This window comes from Corynebacterium vitaeruminis (assembly GCF_001054325.1).
GTDB lineage: Bacteria > Actinomycetota > Actinomycetes > Mycobacteriales > Mycobacteriaceae > Corynebacterium > Corynebacterium vitaeruminis_A.
The window spans coordinates 82,867-109,858 of sequence record NZ_JVVM01000025.1; the positions used below are offsets into that span (position 1 = coordinate 82,867).

Annotated in this window: 21 protein-coding genes; 18 read left to right on the forward strand and 3 right to left on the reverse strand. The window is 59.9% G+C overall.

What is annotated here, in order from left to right; translation table 11 throughout:
* Positions 1-448: 448 nt before the first annotated feature.
* The gene (locus ADA16_RS11020) at positions 449-1,603 is read right to left on the reverse strand and encodes a hypothetical protein (protein ID WP_082150683.1); all 1,155 of its coding nucleotides are present in this window, start codon (positions 1,601-1,603) and stop codon (positions 449-451) included.
* Between the two features lie 116 nt (positions 1,604-1,719).
* Between ADA16_RS11020 and eccB the strand changes: the two genes are divergently transcribed.
* On the forward strand, positions 1,720-3,162 hold the full coding sequence (gene eccB / locus ADA16_RS07875; RefSeq protein WP_048760689.1) for a type VII secretion protein EccB: 1,443 nt from the start codon (positions 1,720-1,722) through the stop codon (positions 3,160-3,162).
* On the opposite strand, the gene mycP is transcribed toward eccB, so the two are convergent.
* Both mycP and eccD read right to left on the reverse strand, forming a co-directional pair.
* Positions 3,121-4,377, reverse strand: coding sequence for a type VII secretion-associated serine protease mycosin (gene mycP, locus ADA16_RS07880; RefSeq protein WP_048760690.1), 1,257 nt, complete (start codon positions 4,375-4,377; stop codon positions 3,121-3,123). The two genes, eccB and mycP, sit on opposite strands and share 42 nt — an antisense overlap.
* A complete protein-coding gene (gene eccD, locus ADA16_RS07885) occupies positions 4,374-5,765 on the reverse strand; it encodes a type VII secretion integral membrane protein EccD (protein ID WP_048760692.1) in 1,392 nt (463 codons plus the stop codon). The genes mycP and eccD overlap by 4 nt, the downstream gene beginning before the upstream one ends.
* 234 nt (positions 5,766-5,999) lie before the next feature.
* On the opposite strand from eccD, the gene eccCa reads away from it, so the two are divergent.
* The 17 genes from eccCa to ADA16_RS07970 all read left to right on the forward strand — a co-directional run bounded on the left by eccCa (position 6,000) and on the right by ADA16_RS07970 (position 26,731).
* Positions 6,000-9,815 (forward strand): type VII secretion protein EccCa, encoded by a 3,816-nt coding sequence (gene eccCa / locus ADA16_RS07890; RefSeq protein ID WP_152680745.1) that lies wholly within the window; start codon positions 6,000-6,002, stop codon positions 9,813-9,815.
* Between the two features lie 11 nt (positions 9,816-9,826).
* Entirely contained in the window at positions 9,827-11,212 is a 1,386-nt protein-coding gene (locus ADA16_RS07895) for a type VII secretion-associated protein (RefSeq protein ID WP_048760695.1), read from the forward strand.
* A gap of 205 nt (positions 11,213-11,417) precedes the next feature.
* Positions 11,418-11,744 carry a WXG100 family type VII secretion target gene (locus tag ADA16_RS07900; protein WP_005510029.1) on the forward strand — a complete coding sequence of 109 codons (327 nt, stop codon included), beginning with the start codon at positions 11,418-11,420 and terminating at the stop codon, positions 11,742-11,744.
* Between the two features lie 73 nt (positions 11,745-11,817).
* Complete coding sequence (locus ADA16_RS07905) at positions 11,818-12,105, forward strand: WXG100 family type VII secretion target (protein WP_048760697.1); 288 nt, start codon at positions 11,818-11,820, stop codon at positions 12,103-12,105.
* 310 nt (positions 12,106-12,415) lie between these two features.
* Positions 12,416-12,859, forward strand: a complete 444-nt coding sequence (rplM, locus tag ADA16_RS07910) for a 50S ribosomal protein L13 (protein ID WP_048760967.1) — start codon at positions 12,416-12,418, stop codon at positions 12,857-12,859.
* Positions 12,856-13,416, forward strand: coding sequence for a 30S ribosomal protein S9 (gene rpsI / locus ADA16_RS07915; RefSeq protein WP_053084307.1), 561 nt, complete (start codon positions 12,856-12,858; stop codon positions 13,414-13,416). The genes rplM and rpsI overlap by 4 nt, the downstream gene beginning before the upstream one ends.
* A gap of 196 nt (positions 13,417-13,612) precedes the next feature.
* Entirely contained in the window at positions 13,613-15,535 is a 1,923-nt protein-coding gene (locus ADA16_RS07920; RefSeq protein ID WP_048760699.1) for an acyltransferase family protein, read from the forward strand.
* Positions 15,536-15,577: 42 nt separating this feature from the next.
* Positions 15,578-17,266, forward strand: coding sequence for a VanW family protein (locus ADA16_RS07925; protein ID WP_048760700.1), 1,689 nt, complete (start codon positions 15,578-15,580; stop codon positions 17,264-17,266).
* A 111-nt stretch (positions 17,267-17,377) separates the two neighbouring features.
* Entirely contained in the window at positions 17,378-18,721 is a 1,344-nt protein-coding gene (glmM, locus tag ADA16_RS07930) for a phosphoglucosamine mutase (protein ID WP_048760701.1), read from the forward strand.
* A 16-nt stretch (positions 18,722-18,737) separates the two neighbouring features.
* Entirely contained in the window at positions 18,738-19,394 is a 657-nt protein-coding gene (gene idi / locus ADA16_RS07935; RefSeq protein WP_048760704.1) for an isopentenyl-diphosphate Delta-isomerase, read from the forward strand.
* A gap of 4 nt (positions 19,395-19,398) precedes the next feature.
* A complete protein-coding gene (gene mvk / locus ADA16_RS07940) occupies positions 19,399-20,424 on the forward strand; it encodes a mevalonate kinase (RefSeq protein ID WP_239659400.1) in 1,026 nt (341 codons plus the stop codon).
* Complete coding sequence (mvaD, locus tag ADA16_RS07945; protein ID WP_048760707.1) at positions 20,421-21,398, forward strand: diphosphomevalonate decarboxylase; 978 nt, start codon at positions 20,421-20,423, stop codon at positions 21,396-21,398. Before mvk ends, mvaD begins: the two co-directional genes overlap by 4 nt.
* A gap of 12 nt (positions 21,399-21,410) precedes the next feature.
* Positions 21,411-22,496 carry a phosphomevalonate kinase gene (locus ADA16_RS07950; protein WP_048760709.1) on the forward strand — a complete coding sequence of 362 codons (1,086 nt, stop codon included), beginning with the start codon at positions 21,411-21,413 and terminating at the stop codon, positions 22,494-22,496.
* A 93-nt stretch (positions 22,497-22,589) separates the two neighbouring features.
* Positions 22,590-23,645, forward strand: coding sequence for a hydroxymethylglutaryl-CoA reductase (locus ADA16_RS07955; protein ID WP_048760711.1), 1,056 nt, complete (start codon positions 22,590-22,592; stop codon positions 23,643-23,645).
* A gap of 208 nt (positions 23,646-23,853) precedes the next feature.
* Complete coding sequence (locus tag ADA16_RS07960; protein WP_048760713.1) at positions 23,854-25,044, forward strand: hydroxymethylglutaryl-CoA synthase; 1,191 nt, start codon at positions 23,854-23,856, stop codon at positions 25,042-25,044.
* A gap of 98 nt (positions 25,045-25,142) precedes the next feature.
* The gene (locus ADA16_RS07965; RefSeq protein WP_239659401.1) at positions 25,143-25,493 is read left to right on the forward strand and encodes a hypothetical protein; all 351 of its coding nucleotides are present in this window, start codon (positions 25,143-25,145) and stop codon (positions 25,491-25,493) included.
* A complete protein-coding gene (locus ADA16_RS07970; RefSeq protein WP_048760714.1) occupies positions 25,493-26,731 on the forward strand; it encodes a hypothetical protein in 1,239 nt (412 codons plus the stop codon). Before ADA16_RS07965 ends, ADA16_RS07970 begins: the two co-directional genes overlap by 1 nt.
* Positions 26,732-26,992: the final 261 nt, after the last annotated feature.

A 26,992-nucleotide genomic window follows, 5' to 3' on the forward strand; every position in this document is an offset into this window, starting at 1 on the left:
TCCTCGACTTCACCGAAGCCGACGGAGGAGTCGACAAAATCGACGGAATCAGAGACTCCGACGGAAACCCCTGAGATTGCCCAGGTCAATGATGCGGACTACACGCCCGCTGACGGCCCGAATACTCGACTCTTTCAGCTGGAGGACGGCACGACGCGCTGTTTCCTCAACGATTTGAGCGGTGATGCCTACTTGGCTTGCCAGGTGAATCTTGCCAATCCTCCGATGGTCGATGACGGCACAGGAAATGAGGTTCCAGCCAATGCTGTGTCCTGGAACCCTGGTGGTGTGACCTACGAGGTCCTTACCTTCCCGCCGACAGGTGAGATGAAGACGCTGCCAGCGAATTCTCAGTTGAACGCATTTGGATATAGCTGCTCGGCCTACGGCCCGTCGACTCTGGAATGCTCGGGACCAGCGGGCAATGCCACTATCGACAACGGCAATGTCACCGGTGCCGAGATGCCGAAGGATGAGGTGCCTCTTGGAGCAGGCGGTCAGCCTGGTGACCAAGAAAATGGCGCTCCAGATGACCCAACGGATCCGGGTGAGTCCGGCGATCCCCAGGCTCCAGGTGGCCTGCCAGATTTCGGCGGGCTGATTCCGGGCTTGAACCGTTAGTTACCCGCATAGCCAGTGGCTGCAATTCATCGGTGGTTCGAGCGGTAGAGAGTGTCCAGGTGAATTCGCCCATCACCAGTCGAGGGCACGGCGTCAGCGCTTTCGAAGCCACTGCCATGGCGGAACTCACACGGCTGACCTCGATGATTCGCGCAATCCCAGTGCGCAACTCAGGCTCGTGCTCTTCGACAACAACCAGGTCGACGGTGTCATCGCCAGCTCGGGTCAGAAGTACTGCGCCTAGCTCGAGAGCCACGGCAAAGAACTGTGGTCGGGACGTACGAATGCCGACTCGATACCCCAGCGAGAGCATTCCAATGAGCAATTCGCAAATGTCCTGAGTGCCGCAGTCAACCTCTAGCCGAGGCAGGCTTGCGGGGCACATCGTGATGGTTTGGCCACTGGCTCCGACACCAATGGCCTGCGCCGGGCCATTGGTGATAGCAATGTTTCGCTGCCGGCTAAACCACAGGTGTGGTTTGCGACCCAGCGCAGCCACATGATGAGAACGCCCGGTGCGGCGCAGCTGAACTATCCCCGCAGCACTCGCGGTCAGAGCACACTCCTGATTCGTCAACCGCCGTGCGCGAATACCTTGAATCCCTAGCCGGTGGATGAGGAAGTGCAACGCTTTGGCAGTGGAAACTTCCGTCGGAATAGTTGCCACCAGATGTGTCCAGGGCTCAGGGGTTGTGCCGGAGCGCTCGGCCGCCCGGAAGTAGCGGTGCGCATGCTCTCCGCGGATTTCAGGCGCAACGTGATAGAAGCACAAGGCGTCTAAGGTCACTGGGCTGTCGTCGGCAAGCGAGACGATATCGGCAGAGCTCAGCTGGCTGCGCAGACCGGGAGTGAGGCGAAGCCCGATGAGTTTTCCGTGCTCGGTGCGCCGCAGACGGTCGCGAAGGCTGCGGCCGCGCACAGGGACATGCGCACTCGCGGTAATGATGATTGCTGCGATGAGCAGCCACAATGACAATGGCATGTGAAAAATTCCCCCAATATGTTCCCCACTAAAATTCCCCTGGTCGCACACTAGCGTGAACTGGCTTACTCTGCAGAGTAGAAAATTATTTGGGGGAATAGTTTTGGGGGAAACTCATGCCACGTACGCCGACTACGCCTAGCCAGGTCAGCGGTCATAGGTTCTTGATTCGCCGGATTGAACACGCGCTCGTGCGTGCAGATTCGCGAATGTTGCACGATCCTCTACGCACGCGAACGCGAGCACTGTTTATCGGCTGTGCGCTGGTGGTTTTACTGGCTGCCGGAACTGCGGTGCTGTCGTTGGTGCGGCCGCAGGGCGGTTCTAGCTCCAATGAACAGCTGATTGTCGTGTCGGGGTCGGAGGGCCTGCATGTACGTGTCAATGGTCGTTTGCATCCAGTCGCGAACCTCGCATCGGCGCGGTTAATTTTGGGCAATCCTGCTGAGCCGAAGCGGGTGCGCAGTAGCGAGCTCGACAAAGAGGACATCAGTTTTGCTGTTGGGATTGAGGGGGCACCTGCAGTTCCGACCGCGTCGGCAGGCTCGGTGCGTTCGGGGTCTGCAAAGAAGGGCAACGCAGGGGTGCCGGAGTTGGCGCTGTCGGTGTGCGATCGGACGGTTCAGGATCTCGGGCAGCCGTGGATTGTTGCAGAGTCACTTGCGCGTCTTGAAGAAGTACACACGGAGCCGCAGCATCTTACCCGGTCCCACTCAGACAGTGCTGTTGTAGCCGATGGCCAAAACCTTTGGCTGATTACGCAGGGCTATCGTTCGCGGTTGGATACCAACCATCCGGAGCATGCCACTGTCTCTCGAGCTCTGGGGCTGGAGCGCGCAGCCGTCCGGCCTGTCAGCCCCGCGTTGCTTCGGGCGATTCCGGAGGTTCCGATTCTGGCCGCGCCGGCCATCCCGGACCACGGCGCACCCACCCATTTCGCCGCGCCTTTCGACACCGTTGGCAACGTAGTTGAGGTCGGGCAGCGGCGCGTCATTGTGCTTGCCGACGGTGCCGCGACTCTCTCGACGGTGCTAGGAGAACTATTAGCCGCGCATAGTCCAGTTCTGCAGGCCAGTGAGGGGCAGCTAGCGGCAGTTCCCGTTGCGAATGCGCCAGTAGTACTAGGCCTTCCTGAAGAGCCGCTGGAGTTTACCGATGCCGGTGGCTGGTTGTGTGCTGGGCGAATAGCGGGACAGCCGCACGCGCACGTGCAGTGGTCCCAGCATGCTCCGGAGGGGAGGCACGTGGATTATCCGCACGCTGACGGTCCGGGTGTGGCCGTCGACGGTTTCGTGGATGCCCGCAGCCGTGAGCGCAGCTCGATTGCAGTAAGCGTAAATGGGGCTGTGCACATCATTTCGCCGGAGGGAATGCGCTTTGCTGTGCACGATCGCACATCGTTGGCTGCCCTCGGTTTTAATGCGTCAGCCAATGCCGATAATGGTGGCACACGGCCAGTGGACTGGGAAGTTCTGACTGCGTTGCGCGGTGGCCCTGAGCTGAGCAAGCAGGCGGCACTAGGGCCGCTGTCCGGGGCGGGAGAGCAACCAGGCGCCTAGCCCCAAGACGCAAATCAGGAGCAAACCGGTCGCCCGCAGTGGCGCATTGCGCTGCTGCGAAGAAAGCGCATCCGGGGGAGCCGGTGCGGCAGCGGGGTTGGCGTCGTGCTGAGCAGCGGTGTCCACAGTGGTCCAAATCAGTGCGTCATAAGGCGCGATGATGCCGCGCCCAAGGCCGAGTCCGGAACTGATCGGACTCGCGGAATTAAAGATGATATCGCGAACCTGGGCCGGGGAAAGCTCTGGATTTCGTGCCAGCAGCAGGGCAGCCGTTCCCGACACGGCTGGCGTGGCAAAACTGGTGCCAGCAATTTGCTGGGCACGGGTGTTCTCCCCGGACCCGAACACATGGCGGTCGATGAGACCGGCAGGGGTGCGCGGATCGGGACCGAGTATGGGGCCACCGGGAGCGGAGACATTGACCCACTGTCCTGTAATCGCGTACTCCGAGGGTTGTGCTTGGCCGGCGTCATCGAACTGTACCGCTGACACTGCAATGACCTCTGGCAGGACTGCGGGCCATGCCACCGATCCGTCCTGACAGCTGTCGCCTTTATTGCCCGCCGCTGCGACCACTACTGCGCCAGAGACTTCCGCGCGTGCGACGCTCTCGGCAACATCCGTGGCACCTAGGGGCATCACGCCAGCCGGTGCACAAGATGTCAGCGAAATATTGATGACCCTTGCACCTTCCGCGACGGCCTTGTCGATAGCTTGTGCCAGCGATTCCAAATTGCCTTCGCCATCGGCCGTTTGTCTTATCGACAACACTCGCGCGTCGGGCGCCAATCCCGCGAAACCATCGGCCCCAGGTCGACCCGCAATAATGCCGGCCACTAGAGTTCCATGACCGTCGCAGTCTACAAAGCCGCTGGTGCCGTCGACAAAATCACCGCCGTCGAGGACCTCGCCCAGGCGCTCATTGGGTGAGACCCCGGTGTCGATTACAGCCACTGTAATCCCCACGCCCGTCGTCAGTTGCCATGCTTGGCGAAACCGAAGCACTTTTTCAATCACTGTCGGTTCGTGCAGCGCGCTTTCCGACGACAACGTCGTGGCCACGCAATCTTGACTGCCCTGGGCAGCCGCTATCGGTGCGATTCCCGGCGGTGCGACTGAGGCGGCCGCCGTCAACGTGGAGATGAGCAGTGTGGAAAGTGCGGTCGTGGCGGTGATGCGAGTTTTTATGGTGTTCCTGGAAAGTGGATTTTTCACTGGAAGAACCCACTTACGAACTCGGGGAATTCAGCAATGATGGCCGCAATCGGCAGAATGACGGCGATGCTGCAGGCTTCGGTTAGCTCAGCAATGCGGCGTGTCGTAGGTGAGATGCGTGACGCAGGAAATGCGGCTAAGACGGTGGCTGCAAGCATGGGGACGACAATGCCTGCGGAGACTGGCCAATTGCCCTCGAACCACTGTTGTAAGGCGACGGCCACAGCAACGTTAAGGCCAGCTAAAGCGGTGCTGGTGGAAGCTACTTTCCGAGCTTGGCCACGGGAGTGGATGGCACAAAAGACGATGACAGCAACGGCCATGACCAGGGGCCACCACCTGCTCGCACTGCCTCCAGAGAAAAGTACCACCAGTGTGAAGATACTGAGACTTCCGGTGCTGCCACAGATGATGCCGTCGAGAAGCCAACCCGCCCGCTTAGGTGCGTTGTGGGATATTTCAGGAGATTCGCTGTCGTCAAAGCTTTCGCCGGCGGCAGGGACTTTTGGTACGCGAATACCGGTAGTTTTAATCGCGATGGAAGGCGCCAGCAGCATCAGGATGACTGCACTGGCAGCGGTGAGTGCTCCTGATTGAACAGGGTTGTGGGAAAGCGCGACAGCCGTAGCGTAAATACCGTAGGTCACTGCAGTACTGAGGCTGCCGGCGCCCAGGGTAGCAGTGATGCGGTTATTGCCGTCATCGCGATTGAGGATGAGAAATATCAAACCGGTAATGCCAAACGCAACGGTGATTGCGGCAGTCGGTGGCCAGTCGGTGAGAGTGTGATGCAGTCCGAGACCGACAAAGCAGAGCCCCGAAGTGACGGCCAGTACGAGAACTTGCAGCTCTAAAACCATGACAATCGCTGGGCGTGCACTACGCATCAGGGCCAGACGCAGTCCGCCGGCGACGGCCAGCAGCGCGATGAAGCTGATTGCCGCGGCCAGCGTGGAATCGGTACTGCTCAAGCTCAGTGAGGCAGCCGCGATTGAAGCTGTGGCCACGAGGGCGGCAGTACAGCCGACGATGAGATCAGCCGTGCCAATGCCATCGGTATAGGTGGTGTCGGTAATGGCATCGGCGGCATCGAAGAGTCGAGGTTTGGGTACAGGTCCTGGATCGTTGATAACCACGAGACGCTCACCTGGTGAAATACCGGCTTCGTTCAGAGTGTCGTCGGCAAGCAAAATCGTGCCGGTGGCGGTTCGTAGCTGCCACTGCGCCAGCGGGAAGTCGGCAACTTCAATATCGAAAATCTGCAGGATATCCGGTATGAGTGCGGCGATAGAGACATTGGTCGGTAGTGCAAGGTCTGCGTGTGCTCGATTGGTATCTTCGGGCATGTGTGCGGCGTCAATGCGCACGCGAATGAGTTCCCCCAGCATGTATTTCCCCCCATGAATTGTGCATGCTTTAGTCCCTCTAGAGTGTCGTACAACTCGCTAGAGCGCTACTCGGAGTAGTAACTGCGCGTGCCCCCGCTTACCGGGCTCAGCCATGTGCCGCGCGAGTCCGCGCTGCGTGAATCCGGGGCGTGTTTTAAGCTGTGTGCACACCGATTGGTCGGGGGATTGGCCGTCGAGTGAACACAAGGGGCGAAAAATAGCGGGGGGATTTTTGTGACTAGTGCACAGGCGGAGATTTCGGCTACTCGAAAAGCGGGTCCGCAACCAATGACGGGCACAATCGCGCCGGATGCACCACCGGAAGCGCCGGAGCCACAGCCGGTGCCGCTGATGCGTGCACTCATGCCGTTGATCATGGTTGTGGCAGTGGTTGGCATGGTGGTGCTGATGTTTGTCTCTGGAATGGGACGAAACCCGATGTCTTTTATGTTTCCGCTGATGATGGTGTTTTCCACCGTGGGCATGATGGTGTCGGGCGGGTCAGGAAATAAGGACATGGCCCCCGCACGCAAGGACTATCAGAGGCACTTGTCCAGCATTCGTCGGGCCGTGGCGAAAGCAGCGACGATGCAGCGTGAATCGGCGCAGTTTATCCACCCTCTACCTGGAACATTGTGGCAGCTGGGGGCGATGGGGCGGGCGTGTGAGCGTCGAAAGGGGGACTCGGATTTTTTGCAGCTGCGCATCGGGGTGGCAACGCAGCAGCCCGCAACGCCTGTGACACCGCCGGCAATTCCGGCGCCCGAGAAGTTGGATCCGGTGTCCGCAGTAGCACTGCGGGAAGTGATTCGATCGGCCCGTCAGGTTGGGGAAGTGCCCTTTGCCATAGACGTGTCGGCCTTTGACATCATCGCGCTCACCGGAGATGCTGCAGCGCAGGGGCTGGCACGAGCGATGGTTGCCCAAGCCGCGGCACTGCATCATTCGGAGGATTGCTTAATCGCAGTTGTTGGAGACGGGTGGGATTGGCTGAAATGGGTGCCACACCACGCACACCCCGCCATTACTGATACCTGTGGCCCGGCGCGGTTACGAGCGGCGACCTGCGCAGAACTGGTCGAGTTGTTCACAGCTATAGACACGCTGCCAGCTGCGGTGATCATTGTGTTGACGGATTCGAACGGGCAGCTCGATGCCACTGAATTGGCACCGGTTTTTGACTCGGCGGGAGCGGAGACATCGATAGTTCTGCTGTCCGTCGTCGAGGCGCAGTCAATGCTGTGGGAGGCAGCCGTTCACCATGGCATCGCGCTGGTCGTCTCCGATACTGCGGTGCATGCGGAAACTGCGTCCGGGAGGGAGGAGATTGGCGTGCCAGATCAGCTGAGTCCGGCAGAAGCGGAGGTGCTCGGACGGAGCTTGGCGCGTTTTGAAAAACCGACAAGTGCAGATGATTCTGTTACGACCTCGGAAGATCCGGTCATGGAGGAGCTCGGGCTGTACCCTCCGCCGACAACTCTGCGCTACCGACCGCGCGCTGGCAGTGCCCGTCTGCGCATTCCCGTTGGGGCTGATGACGACGGCGCACCGGTGTACCTAGATTTCAAGGAGAGCGCTGAGGGCGGTATGGGACCCCACGGTCTGTGCGTCGGTGCCACAGGATCGGGTAAGTCGGAATTCCTCCGAACGACTGTGGTCGGGCTCGCCGCCACACACAGTCCGGATCAGTTGAACTTTGTGTTGGTGGACTTCAAAGGCGGTGCGACGTTTCTAGGACTAGATGAACTGCCGCATGTCTCGGCAGTGATTACCAACTTGGAACAGGAGCTTATCCTGGTCAATCGCATGGAAGCCGCCTTGCGTGGCGAGATGACCCGGCGTCAAGAGCAGCTGCGCGCTGCGGGGAATTTCGCCGGTGTCAGCGATTATGAGGAAGCCCGGCGCGCCGGGCAGATTGACGCACCGCCCATGCCTGCGCTGCTAATCGTGGTGGATGAGTTTTCGGAGTTGCTCTCCGCACGTCCGGAATTCGCGGAGCTCTTCGTTGCGATTGGGCGGTTGGGACGCAGTTTGCATATGCATTTGCTGTTGGCCAGTCAGCGTTTGGAGGAAGGTCGTTTACGCGGACTGGAAAGCCATCTTTCCTACCGCATTGGATTGAAGACCTTCTCTGTTGCGGAGTCTCGCAGTGTGCTGGGGGTGCCTGACGCCTATCATCTGCCGGCTATCCCGGGCATTGGGTATATCAAATCTGCTGCTGCCGAGCCGGTGCGGTTTCGGTCAGCTTATGTTTCCGGCCCGGTGGTTAGCCCGCAGCCTGATGACGGTGCGACGGGTGCGGCCGGGCAGGGGCTGCAGGGCCAAGTCGCATTTGTTGCTGAATTTACCGCCGAGAATTGGGCGCGGGAGGCTTTCGGTGCGTCGTCAAGCGATGGTGTAACGGCGAATCCGCCTGAGCAGAAGTCGGAGCAGACGGTGCTTGGTGCTGTGGTGGCTGCGGTGTCGCACGTCCCCACACGCGCCCATCGGGTGTGGCTACCGCCTCTTCCGGAAGCCATTGAGCTTCAGTGCGACGAGCAGTCGCCGCGGCAGCGGTTGACCGGTGTGATTGGGCTGGTGGACAAGCCGCTTTATCAGCGTCAGGATCCACTGCGGATTGACCTGCGCACGACCGGTGGGCATGTGGCAATTGTTGGGGCGCCCCGGTCGGGTAAGACTACTGCCACACGCACGGCGGTTCTCGCGCTTGCCGACGGTATCAGCGCCCGTGACCTGCATTTTTATATCGTTGATTGCGGTGCGGGAGGCTTGAGCGACCTGGCTGAGTTGCCCCACGTGGCGTCGGTTGCGCACCGCGGGGACGAGGAGCTTATTCGCCGTACGATTGGTTTTTTGCGGCGTGAAGTAAGCCGTCGTGAACAGCTCTTTCGTGCTAACGGATGGCTCTCGCCGGAAGCAGCGCGGGCGGCGGGACAGGCCGATTCGGTGTTGGTCATCGACGGCTGGGCTGCGTTCAAGACGGAGTTTCCTGTGCTGAGCGACGATGTGCAGGCTCTGATTGCAGATGGATTGGCAGTGGGGGTTCATGTCCTGCTCACTACCTATCGCTGGACCGACATGCGGCCCGCCGTTCGTGACCTGATCGGTACGCGGATTGAGCTGCGGCAGGCGGAGTCGATGGATTCGATGATTGACCGTAAGGCGGCGGAGCTGGTGCCGGAGAGCCCAGGACGTGGAGTCTCACCGGGCGGGTTCGCGATGTTGGTAGCTCTTACCGGTGCCACGGACACCAAGCGGATTGCGGAGGCGGTGCCGCACGGTGAGCATGCACCAAGGCTCCAGTTGCTGCCACGGCGGATTGATATTGCGCGTTTGCCGCGACCGGCGGCTGCGACGAGGGGAGCAATCGCAGTGGGGCTCGAGGAAGCTGGTCTGGGGGCGGTGATATTCCATCCAGAAAAGGACCGCCACTTGCTGATATTCGGTTCGGCGGGCAGCGGCAGAACTGGGGCGTTGCGGGGCATCATTCATCAGCTGGGTTACTCGCAGTCGGACTCGAAATTCGTCGTAATTGACTATCGCCGTGGGTTAATGGAAGCCGTGCCCGAAGAGCGGCTGGCTGGCTATGCGGGCTCGGCTGCTGCGGCGACGCCTATGCTGGCAGAGCTCGCGGAGGTGCTGAAAGCCCGTCTTCCACAACCGGACATCACTCCGGCGCAGCTGAAGGCCCGCAATTGGTGGAGTGGCCCAACCATCAATGTCATCGTCGATGACTACGATCTGGTGGCCGGATCTCGGGGTAACCCCTTGCTGCCGTTGGCAGAAGTCATCGCTCATGCCGCCGACATCGGATTCAATATCTTTCTTGCCCGTCGAATCAGCGGGGCGTTGCGTTCCCTTCACGACCCGGTCATGGGTGCAGTTAAGGACCAGGGTGCCAGCGTCTTTGTCATGGACGGCACCCGCGATGACGGCCCCATCCTCGGCGTAAAACCCTGCGAACAGCCGCCTGGTCGTGGCTATTGGGTGGCGCACGGCCAGAGTCCGCAGATAGTGCAGTTGGGTTGGCTGGATACCGCGGGTGAGTAGGAGGACAGCTGATGATCCGAGTCGAAACCCCTGACATCACGCAGATTCCGACGATGCGCCACGGTACCTGGCACCTGTGGGGACTCGCGGCACCTGCCGACACCGCAGAACTGGAGGTGCATGGTTCTAGACCGCTCCTTGAGAGCATGCAAACAGTCATTGTGCCCAGCTATTGGGGTGCGACGCGTCAGTGCCGACTGGCCTCCGCACTGCTGGCCGCTGAACTTAATCCGTACATTCTTACGCTTGCCGACGCCGTGGTGGAACTCGATGAGGCAACTGTGTCTCATAGCGTGTTGGTGGAGGTAGAGGAAACGCGTGTCTGCGTCACTCGTCTGAGTGGCAACCGCATCGACAGCCGGTTGACGCACTTGATCGGGGCGAACGACGGTGCACCGTTGGTGGAAACGGTTATTGCGCTGGCTTATCAGCTGACCATGTATCCGGATGTGCCCCTGGGAATGCCCGATGATGTGGAAGTTACTGGTGGGAGAGGAATCACCGAGTATCCGCCCCGCTGGCAGGCGGATATTGAGTTCATTGTTGGGGAAGTTCCACCCGGATTAGTTAAACCGCGGAGAGCTCTACTAGCCGATCGACTGCGGGATCGTGGATTCTTAGTCTTCGACTGTCCAGCCACGCGGCTCGGGGAACGTGTCAATCGCGTCGGGGTGGAAGAAATCGGCGATGCTGGGCCCGGTGAAGATGAGCAATTGGAGGTTTGTGCGGGACCATCTGAAAACAGGTCAGCAACCAGTTCAGTGTCGGATCAAAGCGCATTTGCGTCGGTAGCTGCTATCAGCGTGCTGACGGTGGTGGTTCTGATTATTGGGATTGCTGCATGGCTGATAAGTGACGGCCTAGTCAAGGAAAACGAGGAGAGACAGAATCAGCACGAGATGTCACACGCACAGCCTCCCTCTGTAACGACGTCTCCTGTAACTACACCTCCACCCGCGTCGAAACCGGTTCCCGATTCTGCACCAACAGTCACGCTGGCCAATGCGGGCGTGGAAGTCCGGTTTCCCGGCAGTTGGGAGCTTGACCCGGCAAGTCCGTTGGACCGTATGACCGCAGTGGATGGTGGAGATATGCGCGTCTTGGCGCTCGCTAACCCCCTTTCGCAGGACATGACGCTCGAACATATAGCCGCCGCGTTGAGCAGCTCCGCTGCCGCTGATGAGACAAAGTCCGCGCCGGAGCGCAGACAAGTACTGGGCGCCGACGTTGTGGTCGTAGAGGAGCGTCTGCCGTCTGGAAATTCAATAGTGCTCTGGCATCACAAAGTGGTGGACGGAACTCAGATCAGTGTGGGATGCCAGTTCAGAGGGAAAACTATTGCACCGGAGCGGCCGGTATGTGACCAGGCGGTAGTAAGTGCTAGGCCGGTGCCGTAGTGCGCAAGTGCAGGCGTAGAGAAGATGACTGGAGCAAGGGTGGGGGTAGGAAGGGGTAAAAGGTGGAAAACCAAAATGGAACCGAATCGGGGTTTTTCGCGCCAAACAATATGACGGGTTTTTAACGCGGGAAGCTGGCTGGCTCGCGCGGGGAGGTAAAAATGCCGTCGTTAAGCAGTCACTCAACATGAAAAAGGGGGAAACAGTGGCAAACCTATTTGCAGCCGAATCAGATCAAATGACCACTACCGCAGGGGATGTCGATGGCGTCAACTCGGAGGTGCAGGGCGAACTGGGTCGCATTCGAGGTGTCGTGGACGGTCTGGCGGGGGAATGGAAGGGTCAGGCCAAGGACAGCTTCGATGATCTGATGCTTCGTTGGGATGACGCAGCGATGCGTCTGTCCAATGCGCTGACGGATATCGCGGACAATATCCGCGCGAATTCCAGCAGCTTCGATGCGGGCGAGGACGAGGGGGCGTCGTCGTTCAAGCAGGTGGCAGCAGCGGGTGCGTCGTTGCTGAACCTCTAAACGTTTTGTCGAATCGCACAACCACAACACTGAATCACACAACACACATCACCTTTTGGGGAAGGGGTTCTTAATGCAACCAATTAGGTACAGCTTCGGCGGCATCGACGGTGCTGCGGATGACATTCGTTCCACCTCTGGCACCATCAATGGTCTGCTCGGGGATTTGAAGAAGCGCATCGCGCCAATGGTCTCTACGTGGGAGGGCGAATCTTCGGAGTCCTACCAGGAGGCTCAGCGTGAATGGGACACCGCGGCAGAGGAGCTCAATATGATTCTCACGACTATCGCGGATACCGTCAGCGCGGGCAGTCAGCGAATGGCGGATATTAACCGCCGCGCGGCAGCTAGCTGGGGATAGTTTGGATCCTGATTGAGTCACTTTTAATTGAGCTATTTACCCGGGGGGGGAGGACACTGCTCAATTGGGGTTCTCAATTAGGTATCTGACTTTGCAGCACTCTTGGTAGCCACACTCGCAAAAAGGCCAGTCTCAGTATTGCGCAGCTGAGACTGGCTTTGGCGTTTTTGTTCTAGCGCAATCTCAAGGTAAAGTAGCCGAATTGTGTGCGCACACTTCGATGTTGCCTCGGGTCTCCACCGGCCGCCGGGGAATAACAACAGTGTGCACGGTGGCTGGCAAATCTACACGGACCCTAAAAGGAGTCATGTTGTCTACTTTCCATCCGAAGGACGGTGACATCGAGCGCAAGTGGTACGTCATCGACGCTACCGACGTTGTTCTCGGCCGTCTGGCTACTCACGCCGCAGATCTGCTGCGCGGTAAGGGCAAGGCTTACTTCGCCCCTAACGTTGACTGCGGTGACCACGTCATCATCATCAATGCCGATAAGGTGCACGTCTCCTCTAACAAGCGGGAACGTGAGATGCGCTACCGCCACTCGGGCTTCCCGGGCGGCCTGAAGACGATGACCCTGGGTCGTTCCCTCGAGGTTCACCCGGAGCGCGTTATCACTGAGGCTATTGAAGGCATGATGCCGCACAACAAGCTTTCGCGTGCGTCCATCAAGAAGCTGCACGTCTTCGCCGGTTCCGAGCACCCGTTCGCCGGTCAGAAGCCTGAAAACTACGAGATCAAGGCGGTGGCACAGTGACCAACCCACAGGACGTCAACGAGAACCAGAACGTAGAGGCCACCGAGGCTTCCTACGATGATGTTCAGGCTGCCGCTGCTGCTGCCACCGAAGAGTTCACCTCTTCCATCGGCGACGCAGTTGCTACCGAGACTGAGGCTGAGGCCGCTCCGACTGCACCGCTGACCCTGGATCGTCCGATTCAGACCGTCGGTCGTCGTAAGCGCGCTGTTGCCCGCGTCGTTCTGACTGCCGGCTCCGGCAAGATTGTCTGCAACGGTCGCGAGCTCGAGGACTACTTCCCGAACAAGCTGCACCAGCAGGAAATCAAGGACCCGCTGGTCCTGGTTGAGCGTGACAGCCAGTTCGACATCAAGGCCAACATCAACGGTGGTGGCCCGTCCGGTCAGGCCGGTGCTCTGCGCCTGGCTATCGCTCGTGCTCTGAACGAGTTCAACCCGGAGGAGCGCAGCGTTCTCAAGAAGGCTGGCTTCCTCACCCGCGATGCTCGTGCTGTCGAGCGCAAGAAGGCTGGTCTGCACAAGGCCCGTCGCGCACCGCAGTACTCCAAGCGTTAAGCTTTACTGCCTCGAAAAGCACCTCAGTTTGCGTATTGCACGCAACCGAGGTGCTTTTTTCGTTAGATTCCGCCGTGGCCAGCCATAGCTGCATTTTTGGGACAAGCCCCGTACGTTAGACTTTTATTCGTTAAAAACCGCCACGAGAATCTCTTTTTCGCGGTGCGATTGAAGTGCGATGGAAGAAGGAAACCGTATGGCGGTGAGTACCACAGCCACCAAGACCTCCGACGCGAAGAGCTCCTCTAGTTCGTCATCGGTGGCGAAGCATCCCTTCCGCATTCGACGCGTGCCCGGCATTGATGGGCTACGCGGTCTGGCCGTTGCCACAGTGGTGATTTACCACTACTTCGACAATGTGCTGCCCGGTGGGTACATCGGTGTGGATATCTTTTTCGTGCTCTCCGGGTTTCTTATCACCTCGTTGTTGGTGCGCGAACACGCGGTCAATGGGCGCATCGATTTGAAGGATTTCTGGCTCCGTCGTCTGCGTCGTATTGCCCCGGCGGCGATGTTCGTGTTGTTTATTTCGATCGCCGTCGCGGGTCTGGTCGGCGGGGACCCCGCAGTCGGCTTGTCGACGCAGTTTCTCGGCACGGTCTTTTTCGTCAATAACTGGACACAGATCGCGGGCTCTCAGTCTTATTTCGCCGACTCTGGTGTCCAGCTGTTAGCCCACTACTGGTCGCTGTCAGTGGAAGAGCAGTTCTACTTGCTCTGGCCGTTGATCTTCGTGGCTCTTCTCGCCCTGAAGCTGGCATCCCGCAAGCTTGCAGCAGTGGCTGGTATCGGGGCAGTTGCCTCTTTCGTGTGGATGGTGTCGCTCTACGATCCGAAGGTCGACCCCACACGGGTCTACTACGGCACCGATACTCACGCCTTTGGCCTCCTGTTTGGCGCGGCTCTCGCGTTGTGGTTGACGTCGACGTCGTCACGCGCGGAGGCGGATTCTTGGCCACGCACAGAACCCCTGATGCGGGACTTCTTCGGCAGTGCCGCCCAGGCTTTCGTGGTCGCCTCGCTGCCACTGATTTTCCTGTCGTTGGTTTTGTTGACGATGTCGGATACCGCGTCGGTGACCTATCGCGGTGGGTTGGTGTTCGCCTCGCTGCTGTCAGTGGCGATTCTTTACCTTGTCGTTCGTGGCGTCTCCCCGGTGCGTCAGATTTTCGAGTTCAAGCCACTGTGCTGGCTGGGTAAGATTTCGTTCTCGCTGTACCTGTGGCACTGGCCGGTCATCGTGCTTATCCGTGAACTGCTGGAGCGCAATGAGGCGATGCAGTATGAAAAACTCGCTGCCTTCGCAGGCATCCCGCTGTCGCTGCTTTTGGCGAACTGGTCGTACAAGAATGTGGAATCCCCAATTCGCCGGATGGGCTACCGCCGTTGGATGTCGCAGTTTTCGGGCACGCAGTACGCCGGTTCCTGGAAGCCGCGCGTTGCAGCGGCTCTTGCGTTGGTCGTAGTGGTTAGCGCAGTAGTAGGAATGGCCACGGCACCGAAGATGACGCGGTTGGAGGCGCAACTGCAGGAGGCGGCAGAGCGTCGTGCGAAAGCGCAGAAGGCGGAGGAGGCCGAGTTGGCCAAGCGGGTCATGCCGCGTGGTGACCAGATCACCGCTATTGGCGACTCCGTGATGCTTGCCTCAGCATCCGCGCTGGAGGACAAGCTGCCGGGCATCTACATCGATGCGGCCGTTTCCCGCGGTTATCCGGCCGCGCCGAGCATCATCGCCAGTATGAAGGCGGCGGGCACGCTCGATCCATACGTCGTGTTGGGGCTTGGCATCAACCAGTCCGCTGCGGCATCGGATGAACACCTGTTGGATGAGATTCTCGACTCGCTCGGTGACGATCGCATTATTGTCCTTATTAATCCTTACGGTGACCGCGTGTGGATGCCGCAGTCGGAGAAGGAGGTGCTCGACGCGGCAAAGAAGCGCGACAACGTCTATGTGGCCGACTGGTGTCATGGTGTTCGCGATGACCAATCTAAGTTGCGCGCCGACCTTATCCACCCGACACCTGATGGCGCTGAGGTCTACGCCAACGCGGTGGTCGATGCTTTCCAGCAGTATGCGAAGAACAAGAAACGCATTCCGGACATCTGCGGAATCTAATAAAAACTAATAAGTAGTCTTTCCACGGTAAAGTAAGTGGCTGTGGCCAAACACAAGTCTCCCTCCAGTCGCCGCGGATCGAAGATTTTCCTCGGCATAGTCCTCGGTATCTTCGTGCTCTTCGGCGTGTTTTACGCTGTCGATTACGTGCTGAACAAGGATCATGTCCCGCGTGGGTCTACCGTTGCGGGAATCGACATCAGCACGCTGAGCGCGAACCACGCCGAGGCCAAGCTCGAAGATCAGCTTGGCGACCTCTCCGCCCACCCGGTGGCGTTGCGTGCCGGCGAACGCACGGCGGAGGTTCTGCCCGAGGATGCGGGACTGAGCATCGACTGGGAGAAGACGGTCGCCCAAGCTGGCAAGCAGACGGCCAACCCAATCACCTGGGTGCGCAGTTTCTTTACTACGCGCGAGCTGGATTTGGTCAGCGATATCGATAGCTCCAAGTTCGAGCCTCAGGTCGACCGTCTCGTTGGCGAGCTCACTATTGCGCCCGTCGATGGTGAGGTCAAGCTTGTCGACGGGCGCGTGGAAACGACCCCACCGGTCATCGGCCAGGATGTCGACCGCAACGCGGTCAGCGAGGATTTGACCGCTAAGTGGCTGGCGCCGGAGGGCATCGATGTGGAGACGACTACGCACGATCCGGCTATCGGAGAGGATCAGGTTCGCGAGGCGGCTGAGGGAGAGGCCGCTGACGCGGTATCGGGCCCCATTGTCGCCAAGGGCCGCGATGGCAACGATGGCGTGATTTCTCCGGAGCGCATGGCGGAGGTCATCAGCTTTGTGCCACGCGACGGCGCGCTGGTCGCCGATATCAATGTTGATCGCGCACGCGAGATTCTCGAGGAGGGGCTGTCTGCTTCCGAGGTCGATAAACGCAATGCGTCGATACGCTTCAACGGTGGTTCGCGTGAAGTAGTCCCCTCGGTTGATGGCGTAGCCGTGAAGTGGGAAGAAACCATGAAGGACTTCGCCGAGCGTGTGACTTCGACGGATAAGCGCGAGTTCGATGCTGTCTACGAGGACCAGCCCGCCACCTACACCACTGAGCAAGCGGAAGGCGCCACCTTCGATGACGTCATTGGTGAGTTCACCACCGGTGGCTTCAGCTCGGCATCGGGCACAAACATTGCACTGGTGGCGCAGATGGTCAACGGCGCATTCGTGGCGCCGGGCGATACCTTTAGCCTGAATGGCTACACGGGGCCGCGCGGTACTGCGCAGGGCTTTGTCGAGTCGGGCATCATCCTCAACGGCCGCGCTGATAACGCGGTTGGCGGTGGCATTAGCCAGTTCGCCACCACTTTGTACAATGCTTCATACTTCGCGGGCATGGAGGATGTCGCGCACACTCCGCACAGTTACTACATTTCGCGTTACCCGGCCGGCCGTGAGGCGACGGTGTACGAGGGGGCGATTGACCTGGCGTTCAAGAACAGCTCCGATACCCCGATTCTCATCGAGGCCGTTGCCACAGGTTCTGACGTCACTGTGCGTATCAAGGGCGTGAAGAAGGTCGACGTCGAGTCCATCAATGGTGGCCGTTGGGCATACACGCAACCGCAGCGCATGCAGGTAAGTGGCAGTTCCTGCCAGCCGTCGTCGGGTGCGCAGGGCTTTACCACTTCTGACACACGCGTAATCCGGGACCTCTCTGGCGCGGAAATCTCGCGTGAGACTCAGACTACGGTTTATGACCCGCAGCCAATTGTGTCCTGTGGCTAGTCTGGATTCGCCTGCGCGACCGGCTAAAGTAATACAGCATTGACAATGCAATAGTCCGCGATACCAAAATCACCAAAACCCCTAAAAATCCCAAGGAGTGGTCTAGCAACAATGGCACGTCTTTTCGGAACAGATGGCGTCCGCGGTTTGGCGAATAAGACTCTGACCGCACCGTTGGCAATGCAGCTGGGTGCTGCTGCGGCCACTGTGCTGACCAGCGGCACGAATCCCTCGGGGCGTCGTCCCCTGGCCATTGTCGGCCGCGACCCGCGTGTTTCCGGTGAAATGCTCGCCGCAGCGCTGTCCGCCGGCATGGCTTCCCAGGGTGTCGACGTTTTGCGGGTCGGCGTGCTGCCCACTCCGGCTGTCGCTTTCCTCACTGACGACTACGGCGCCGACATGGGTGTGATGATTTCGGCTTCTCACAACCCGATGCCGGACAACGGCATCAAGTTCTTCGCTGCTGGCGGCACCAAGCTTGACGACGCGGTGGAGAAGGAAATCGAACACGCTCTCCACAATCTGCCGGAGACCGGACCCACGGGCACCGGAGTCGGTCGTGTCATCGAGGAGGCTCCAGACGGGCTCGACCGCTACCTGTTCCACCTCTCCCGTGCTGTCAGCACCAAGCTCGACGGCATTCGCGTCGTGGTGGATTGTGCAAATGGTGCGGCTTCGCAGGCAGCCCCCATGGCGTACGCGGCCGCCGGTGCCGACGTTGTCGCTATCCACGACAAGCCGAACTCTTACAACATCAACGACAACTGCGGTTCCACCCACATTGAGGTTCTGCGCGCGGCAGTGCTGGAGCACGGCGCGGATCTGGGGCTGGCTCACGATGGCGATGCCGACCGCTGCCTGGCTGTGGACTCGCAGGGCAAAATCGTCGATGGTGACCAAATCATGGCTATTTTGGCCGTCGCCATGAAGGAAGAGGGCCTGCTGCACCACAACACGCTGGTGGCCACGGTGATGAGTAACCTCGGCCTCAAGCTGGCGATGGAGGAAAACGATATCGCCCTGCGCACCACCAAGGTCGGCGACCGCTACGTGCTGGCAGATTTGAACGCTGGCGGTTACTCGCTCGGCGGTGAGCAGTCGGGGCACGTGGTCATTCCGGATCACGCTACCACTGGTGACGGCACCCTCACTGGCCTGTACCTCATGGCTCGGATGGCGCGAACCGGGAAGTCACTGGCTGAGCTGGCTTCCGTAATGAAGGTGTTGCCGCAGACTCTTATCAACGTACCGGTGTCGAACAAGGCCGCAATCCTGGAGTCTGATGAGGTCAAGGCCGCCATTGAGGCAGCCGAGGAGAAGCTGGGTTCCACCGGTCGCGTGCTGCTGCGCCCGTCCGGCACCGAGGAGCTCTTCCGCGTAATGGTAGAGGCCGCCGATGCGGAATCGGCGCGCAAGATTGCCGGGGAGTTAGCTGCTGTCGTGGCCGCAGTCTAGAGTCAGGAGTGTGGAAATGAATGACGCGCCAGAGGACATTAAAGCCCGTTTTGCCCCGGGTGAAGCCGACATCCAGGTAGAGGTTGTCGATCGTGATGGCCGGGTACTCGGTACCGTCGGCAAGCTTGAAGCACACGTTCCGCCGGGAATTTTGCACCGCGCCTTTTCCCTTTTCCTTTTCGATGAGCAGGGGCGCATGCTGCTGCAGCGCCGTGCGGAGTCGAAGTATCACTCGCCACTGCTGTTGACGAATGCGACCTGCTCGCACCCGCTGCCGGGGGAGCCGGTGGCTGATGCCGTTGAGCGTCGCGCGAAGGAAGAGCTCGGTGCGGATGTCTCCCACTTGGAGGAGATTGGCATCGTCATTTACCAGGTCATTGATGATCGTTCGGGTCTGGCGGAGTACGAGTACAACCACGTGTACGCCGGTATCGTCGATCCCAAGTCGGTGGACATCAACCCAGATGAAGTCGATGAAGTGGTGTACGTGACACCGCAAGAGTTGGCCGAGCGTCGTGCCAACGAGCCGATGACCGAGTGGTTCAATCACGTCTGGGGCGTCGGTGCGGAGAAGTTCTCCAAGTACGGCTTTGACATTGCGGGTGTGCCGGGCATCCATGGACCCGCGGAGGCGCAGGCTGCCGCACAGTCGGTTTCGGAAAGGGATGTGTAGCTTCGTGACCAGCGTAGAAAACGCCAGCGTCGACGACTTCGGCCTCGACAAATCCGAGGAATTGGAGACCGGAGAGTTCTATGCCCTGGCCAACGAGCAGGGTGCCGCATTCGGTGAAGGGCATGCCAAGTCGATTCTGTTGGGCGAGCATTCTGTCGTCTATGGCAAGCCGGCTATTGCGCTGCCGGTGACATCGCTGCGCACGATGGCGTGGATTGACCGCGTGGAGGATTCTCCCGTGCTGTTTTCCATGGATGGCGAGGTCATTGACATCGACGAGCTGCCGGAGCGCTTTTCCTCCATCGCCGCTGCACTCCGCGCTGGCCTGCGCACCTTCGATATTCCCGAACGCGACCTGCTGGTTCGTCTCCGCTCGGGTATCCCGCCGGCCGCGGGGTTGGGCGGTTCTGCCGCGGTGGCACATGCGCTTATCGACGCCGTGCGTGACCTCGCCGGCGGCACTTTGACCGAGCGCCAGCGCTTTGACCTGGTGCAGGAAGCTGAGCGTCTGGCGCACGGTAACCCCTCAGGCCTGGATGCCACGGTTGCTCGTGCCTCGCGTCCGGTCTATTTCAAGCAGGGCGATTTCCGTCCGCTGAAGGTGACCAAGAAGATGTGGCTGGTGCTAGGTGACACCGGTGTGCGCGGCTCGACGTCGCTGGCCGTTGCTCGCGTGCGTGGTTTCGTCGATTCGCACCGAGTCCACGGCCAGGAATTGTTGGATCACTTGGGGCAGTTGACCGATGCCGCGGTGCACAACCTGGCCAAGGGCGATTTTGTCCGTCTGGGACATCGCATGGACTCGGCGCAGGAAGCGCTAGAGGAACTAGGTGTTGGGCATGAGTCCATCACTGATCTCGTCACCGCCGCACGTCTGGCGGGTGCCCACGGTGCGAAGCTCACTGGTGCCGGTTGCGGTGGCTGTGTGATGGCGCTGGCAGAGTCTGCCGATCACGCGGAACTGATTAGCCATGCCATGATGGGCGCCAATGCCGTTGCTACTTGGACTGTGGAGGTAAATCCCTCGTGACCACGACCGCTACCGCCGTCGCTCATCCCAACATCGCCCTGATTAAGTACTGGGGCAAGCGCGATGAGGCCGTGCAGCTGCCAGCCACAGGTTCGCTGTCCCTGACGCTGGGCATCGCTCCGACGACGACCACGGTGTCGCTTATCGACGACCCCAGCGTCACCGCCGACTCGGGCACCCTGAACGGCCAGGAGATGGTGGGCAAGGATCTCGCCCGCGTCCAGAAGTTTTTGGATTTAGTTCGCGAACGTGCGGGCAGCTCTGCCTTTGCTGAGGTGACCAGCACCAATGAGATTCCGACCGGTGCTGGCCTGGCTTCGTCCGCGTCGGGTTTTGGCGCTCTCGCGCTGGCCGCGGCGAAGGCCTATGGCCTGGATTACACCCCGGAACAGCTCTCAGCTCTGGCTCGCCGCGGCTCCGGCTCGGCCTGTCGTTCCATTTTCGGTGGCCTCGTCGAGTGGCTGCCCGGCGATGATGATGCTTCCAGCCACGCAGTAGCCCTGCCGGATTCCGGCCTGGACCTCTCGCTGGTCGTGGCAGTTCTGGCTCCTGGCCGCAAGAAGATCGACAGCCGTGCTGCCATGCGGCGCACCGTCCAGACGTCACCGTTCTTCCCGGCGTGGGTGGAGCAGGTGCCCCGCGATATCGAGGACATGAAGGCCGCTATTTCTGCTGCGGACTTCACTGCAGTCGGCGAGCTTGCCGAGGCCAACGCCATGCGCATGCACGCCACCATGTTGGGGGCTCTTCCTCCGGTGCGTTACTGGAACCCGGATTCGGTGGCGGCTCTCGATCTCGTCGCTACGCTGCGTGACGAGGGCACCGAGTGCTACGCCACCATGGATGCCGGCCCGAACGTGAAGGTGCTGTGCCGAAGTGGCGATGCCGAGACTATCGCCCAGCGTTTCCGCGCAGAGTTCGAAGACATCGATGTGCTGGTCTCCAGTTCTGGCCCGGGCGCATACTTGGTGTAGCTGGGGGAGTAGTTGAGCAACACTAAAGGCGAACCTATCGAAAGCGAGTCCATCGGCCGCGGCTGCGGCAAGCTGTATCTCACTGGCGAATATGCGGTGATGGATGTCGAGGGACTGGCCGTCATCGCAGGTGTCGACCGCTATGTGACGGTTCGGTGCCGCGATGCCGAACCATCGCAGTCAGTCTCTCGCGTGTACTCCAGCTATTACGGCCTGCAGGGGCGCGTCATTGACGTGGATGCGCCAGATGACATCGCTACCCATACGATTTCGCTGGTCTATCGCATTGCCGCGGCCACCCCAGAGAGCCCCATCAATATCGTTATCGAATCGGACCTCGATGACTCCGCCAGCGGTGCGAAGTATGGCCTGGGATCCTCTGGGGCTGTCGCTGTGGCTGTGACTCGCGCACTAGGGGCACACCTTGGTCTGGAGCTCGATTCGCTGCGGGTCTACAAGATTGCGATGGTGGCCACGCTCTTGGCCGGTGCGGCGGGCTCCGGCGGCGATATCGCGTGCTCCGCGCACGGAGGGGCGGTACTCTACCGCCGCCCGAATCCGACAGCGCTCGCAGAACTCGTGGCGGCCGATCCTGTCGCCGCCGTGGCGGCACCGTGGCCGAATCTTCGCATTGATGCCCGCGCCGACCTCGGGGGGCTACAACTGTTGGTCGGCTGGACGGGCAGTCCGGTGAAGACGGACTCGCAGTTGAAGAAGGCCGGTGGCGCAGACCGTGATTTTGTGCGCGGGGTCTCGTCGATAAGCGAAAAGCTCTGGCAGGCGCTTGCCGACGGAGACCGCACCGCGGCGTTTGCCTGCCTGCGCGAGAATCGGGCGCTGCTGCAGGCCTACGAGCGCGAGCGTGCGGTGTGCATCGAGACGGAGAAGCTGAAAGCGCTCGCCGACATCGCCGATGCCGCGGGCGCTGCGGGTAAGAGCAGTGGCTCCGGCGGTGGCGACTGTGGAATTGCGCTGGTGGGAGCCTCAAATGGTGCCGATGCTGAGAGTTCGACCCGAGAGACTGCCACAGACATCACCGCGCGCTGGCGCTCCGCTGGTATCCAGCCGTTGCCGCTGAAGTTGGCAGCCCAACTTTGACCACAATTTTTTGACCGTAGAATTTAAGACAGCTGGAAATTACACAAGCTGGGAACCGAAGCTGCATGCAGCTAGAAAGGGTCGGTTAGGACAATGGCTGAAAAGAGCTCGCACGACCTGGAATATGCACACGTACCACTGAGCTGGATTGGCCCGGTGCGCATTAGTGGCAACGTCATGAATGACGAGGTGAAGATTCCGCTGGCTACCTACGAGACCCCGCTGTGGCCGTCCTGTGGTCGCGGTGCGAAGGTCTCCCGCATGATTGAAGGTGGTATTACCTGCACCTTCGTCGGCGAGAAGATGACTCGCTCGGTAATTTTCACTCTTGACTCGGCAGCTGACGCCGTCGTTGCGCGCGACAACATCCTGTCTCGTTATGACGAGCTGAAGAAAGTCGTGGAGTCCTCCTCGCGTTTTGCCAAGCTGGTGGATATTCACTTCCAGATTGCATCGCGTCTGCTCTTTGTCCGCTTTGGCTTCTTCTCCGGCGACGCTTCCGGCCACAACATGGCCACGCTGGCGTCTGAGCGTCTGATGTCCTACCTGATGGAGCAGATGCCGGAGCTGGGCTACGGCTCCATCTCGGGCAACTATTGCACCGATAAGAAGACCTCCGCTGTAAACGGCATTCTCGGCCGCGGTAAATACGTGATTGCCGAGGCCATCATTCCGGAGCCGGTAGTGCGCGAGCGTCTGCGCACCACCGCTAAGCGCCTGGCCGAGCTCAACGAGCGCAAGAATCTCGTCGGCTCCATCATGGCCGGTTCGCTGCGCAGCGGTAATGCTCACTATGCCAATATGCTGCTGGGCTTTTACCTCGCCACCGGCCAGGACGCCGCGAATATCGTGGAAGGCTCGCAGGGGCTGACGCAGGTAGAGGCGCTTGACGACGGCTCCGTGCGCTTTAGCTGCACCCTGCCACATTTGATCGTCGGTTCCGTGGGCAACGGCAAGGGCTTGGACTTCGTGGAGAAGAATCTCACCGCCCTTGGTTGCAAGGAGGACCGTGAGCCAGGCGAGAATGCCCGTCGTCTAGCAGCGTGCTGCGCGGCGATTGTCTGGTGTGGCGAGCTTTCCCTGCTCGCGGCGCAGACGAATCCGGGTGAGCTGATGGAGGCGCACGTTTCTATTGAGCGTGCGAAGTAGCGGTTTGCGAATAGTTGTTCACGACAATTCGCAAAACCTAAGACAAATCTCAGGTAAACGCGCTAGATTTCTGTAGTAGGCAATTACCATTTTGTGGGCAAAATATCCCGTGGTCTGATGACTGCTCTGATGGTCGTTCTGATGACATGGGATGTTTCGTCGCCCGATATTTCTTAAAAACTGTAGAGGTAGTGAAGGCACGGTTTTGATGACAACAAGCAATGTGACCCCGATCGGTATTGATGACATCGCCTTTGCGACGGGTTCGTACTGCATTGACCTCGCCGATATTGCGCCCCGACTCGGTGCGGAACCGGCAAAGTACCACAAGGGCCTGGGGCAGGAACGCTCCAGCGTGGTTGCCTCTGACGAAGACCCGGTGACGATGGCCGCGGCGGCGGTGAAGAAGATTGTGGACCGCCACGGTATCGACGGCGTACGCACCATCATGTTCGCCACGGAGACCGGTATCGACCAGTCAAAGGCCGCTGCCGTCTACGTGCATGAGATGGTCGGTCTTGACCCGCACACGCGCTCGGTTGAGCTGAAGCAGGCCTGCTATTCCGGTACTGCGGCGCTGCAGTTCGCGTGCGCTCTGGTGGCGCGCAATCCGGAGGAGAAGGTCATCGTTGTCGCCTCCGACATTGCCCGCTATGACTTGGACTCCGCTGCGGAGCCGACTCAGGGCGCTGGCGCTGTGGCCATGCTGGTGACTGCCAACCCGCGCATCCTGGCTATCGATGCGGCCTCTGGTGTTTTCACTCGCGAGGTCATGGACTTCTGGCGTCCGAACCACCGCAGCCAGGCGTTGGTGGAGGGCAAGCTCTCTATTAGCGCCTACATCGATGCTGTGCAGGGCGCTTACGAGGACTACCGTGCCCGTGGCGGTGTGGACTTCAGCGAGATTGACTACTTCAGCTACCACCAGCCGTTTACCAAGATGGCCTACAAGGCACACCGCCAGCTTTCGGCCAATAACGGTGTGGAGCTCACCGCAGAGGACGAGGTCCGCCAACTCGGTCCAACCACCGGGTACAACCGCATCATCGGTAACTCCTACACAGCATCGGCCTATTTCGGTCTGCTATCGCTGTTGGATACCGAGAAGGACCTGGCTGGTAAGAAGGTCGCCGTTGTGTCCTATGGCTCCGGCTCTGTCGCTGAGTTTCTCACCGGCAATGTGGTCGAGGGCTACGAGTCCCAGCTGCGTGTTGAGGACAACGCCCGAGAACTGGATGACCGCGTAAAGCTCGATGACCCGACCTACTACCGCCACGCTCAAGTGACACATGAAGATCCGGGTGAGTACTCCAACCTGGGAGACGATGCTCTGATCGGCACCGGTCCATTCAGCTTCACCGGTGTTGAGGGGTGCAAGCGCATCTACCGCGCTCGTTAGCCGGGGGCACCCGCGCTGGTGCCTCAATGGAACCGAATCCCCTTTTTTCGCGCCTAACAGTAATGAGAACTGTTTTTCGCGGGGGAAGGGGATTTTTCGTGTCCGCAGATATTTTTGGAGGCAGTCGCGGCGGGTTCAGTAGCGGCGGGTTGCTGCATTTTTCGGAAGATGCAGTGACAGCGGCAGCCCGAGAGATTGAGCAGCGCGGCCGTGACGGTCATGAGCGGTGGGGAAACGCTCCCGATATCTCCGCGGCCGAATGTGGCCAGGGCTTTGCCACGCAGGGGTTTCGTCTGCAGCAGGCGGCAGCGCGGTTACGTGAGCACGGGCAGTCGATGTACGCGGGACTTGGCAATCATGCCCCGGCAGTGCGGGAGCAGTGGCGTGTCTTTGCAGGCTGTGACAGTGACGAGAGTACCAATCTCGGCGGAATCGAGGTGGTGAGCTGATGCCATGGGTAGCTCGAATCATTCCGATATTGGTGCGTGTTATCGGTCGCGGAGGGCGTATTGGCGCCAAGCGCGGGGTCGGTGGCATCGGTAAAAATCTGCCCAAAGTCTTAGAAAAGGCTCGGCGTGCCGACGGCTGGAAAGGAAGTGCTCTGTCCAAGTTCTCGGACACCGTAGGGTTGATAGCCTCCGCGATGACCATTGCTATGGCTTTCGATTGGGGCGGTTTGAAAGGCGATGCCGCTGATGCAGCCAAGGAACGCTGCGATAAAGCTGCGCAGGACTGCGCGACGCAGGATGAGCATTCTGCCGATGGTGCGGAGAGCGTCGGCGAGTGCAGCAAGAAAGTCGACGAAGTTCTCGAAGATTGCGAAAAGCAGGCCGAAGACATGGCCGAGCAAACCGACGGAATCCTCTCTCAGTGCGAAGCGCTTGTCGACGATCCGGAGGTCGGCCCCGAAGCTGCAAACGTGGCTCAGCAGGTGTGTAACAGTCTCGTCGATTCCACCAGTCAGCTTTACGATGCGCGAAATACCTGTATTGAACAGTGTCTTGACCAAGCAGCGGGTGACACCGAGTCTGCGGTGGTCGCCACCCCGCCTCAGCCTCCTGCCATCACTGCCAGTTCGGGTGCTACCTCGGCGGCCTGTGCAGAGGCGGCTGAGTCTGTGAGTGGCGAAGAAGCTACTGTGACCGCTGGCAACGGCGCTATCGCTGGAGGAATTGGGGTTGTTGCCAACGTTGATATTGGGATTGAGGCAGGCGTTGATGTCGGGATATCCGCTGGAGGTGCCATTGGTGCTATAGGTGCGGCCAGTATCGCCGGAATTGCGGGGGCTGTGGGCGTTGCAGGCAGTGTCGCATCCTCACTGCTCAACTTAGACATGTGCACGGAGACGGAAGAGCCAGTGTGCGAACCAGAACCAGAACCCGAACCTGAACCGGAGGACTGCAAGCCAGAACCCGAACCAGAACCAGAACCAGAACCCGAACCAGAAAATGTTCCTGAGCCACCTCCTCCGGCTGAGAAACTAAAGCACTTGGGAATCGAGCTGCCACAGGAACCGCAGCCAGAACCACAACAGCCAGAACTACAAGTAGAGCCACAGCCCGAACCAGCTCAGGATTCGGCAGCGCCTGTGCAGGAATCCGCCTCAGCTGGGCCAGAGACCCCTGAGCCACCAAAGGCTCAGGAACTAGTAGGCGCTGTCAATTCGCCAACGGCAGGTGAGTGGTAGTGAGGAGTAACCATGCCGCGAAATATGACCGGATTGGACAGGCTTATTACGACACCGCCGCAGTGACCAGGCAGGAGTTTGACACCGCGATACAGAGGGCACAGAAAGAATTGCAGGGTTTGGAAGAGCGTCGTAAAGCGCGCGAAACTAAGGAGAGGGAGGTAGCAACGTGCGTCGAGAAGCGAGAAAAAACCACCCGCCCGAAGGGGACCGTTGCGCGGTTGTTCGGGCGAGCGGGGAAGGGAACGCCCTCGGTGAAGG

Coding starts and splice junctions, on each gene's coding strand:
- idi (WP_048760704.1), top strand. CDS start 18,738: ATGAATGACGCGCCAGAGGACATTAAAGCCCGTTTTGCCCCGGGTGAA.
- ADA16_RS07970 (WP_048760714.1), top strand. CDS start 25,493: ATGCCATGGGTAGCTCGAATCATTCCGATATTGGTGCGTGTTATCGGT.
- ADA16_RS07955 (WP_048760711.1), top strand. CDS start 22,590: ATGGCTGAAAAGAGCTCGCACGACCTGGAATATGCACACGTACCACTG.
- ADA16_RS07905 (WP_048760697.1), top strand. CDS start 11,818: ATGCAACCAATTAGGTACAGCTTCGGCGGCATCGACGGTGCTGCGGAT.
- ADA16_RS07960 (WP_048760713.1), top strand. CDS start 23,854: ATGACAACAAGCAATGTGACCCCGATCGGTATTGATGACATCGCCTTT.
- ADA16_RS07920 (WP_048760699.1), top strand. CDS start 13,613: ATGGCGGTGAGTACCACAGCCACCAAGACCTCCGACGCGAAGAGCTCC.
- ADA16_RS11020 (WP_082150683.1), bottom strand. CDS start 1,603: ATGCCATTGTCATTGTGGCTGCTCATCGCAGCAATCATCATTACCGCG.
- eccD (WP_048760692.1), bottom strand. CDS start 5,765: ATGCTGGGGGAACTCATTCGCGTGCGCATTGACGCCGCACACATGCCC.
- eccB (WP_048760689.1), top strand. CDS start 1,720: ATGCCACGTACGCCGACTACGCCTAGCCAGGTCAGCGGTCATAGGTTC.
- glmM (WP_048760701.1), top strand. CDS start 17,378: ATGGCACGTCTTTTCGGAACAGATGGCGTCCGCGGTTTGGCGAATAAG.
- ADA16_RS07895 (WP_048760695.1), top strand. CDS start 9,827: ATGATCCGAGTCGAAACCCCTGACATCACGCAGATTCCGACGATGCGC.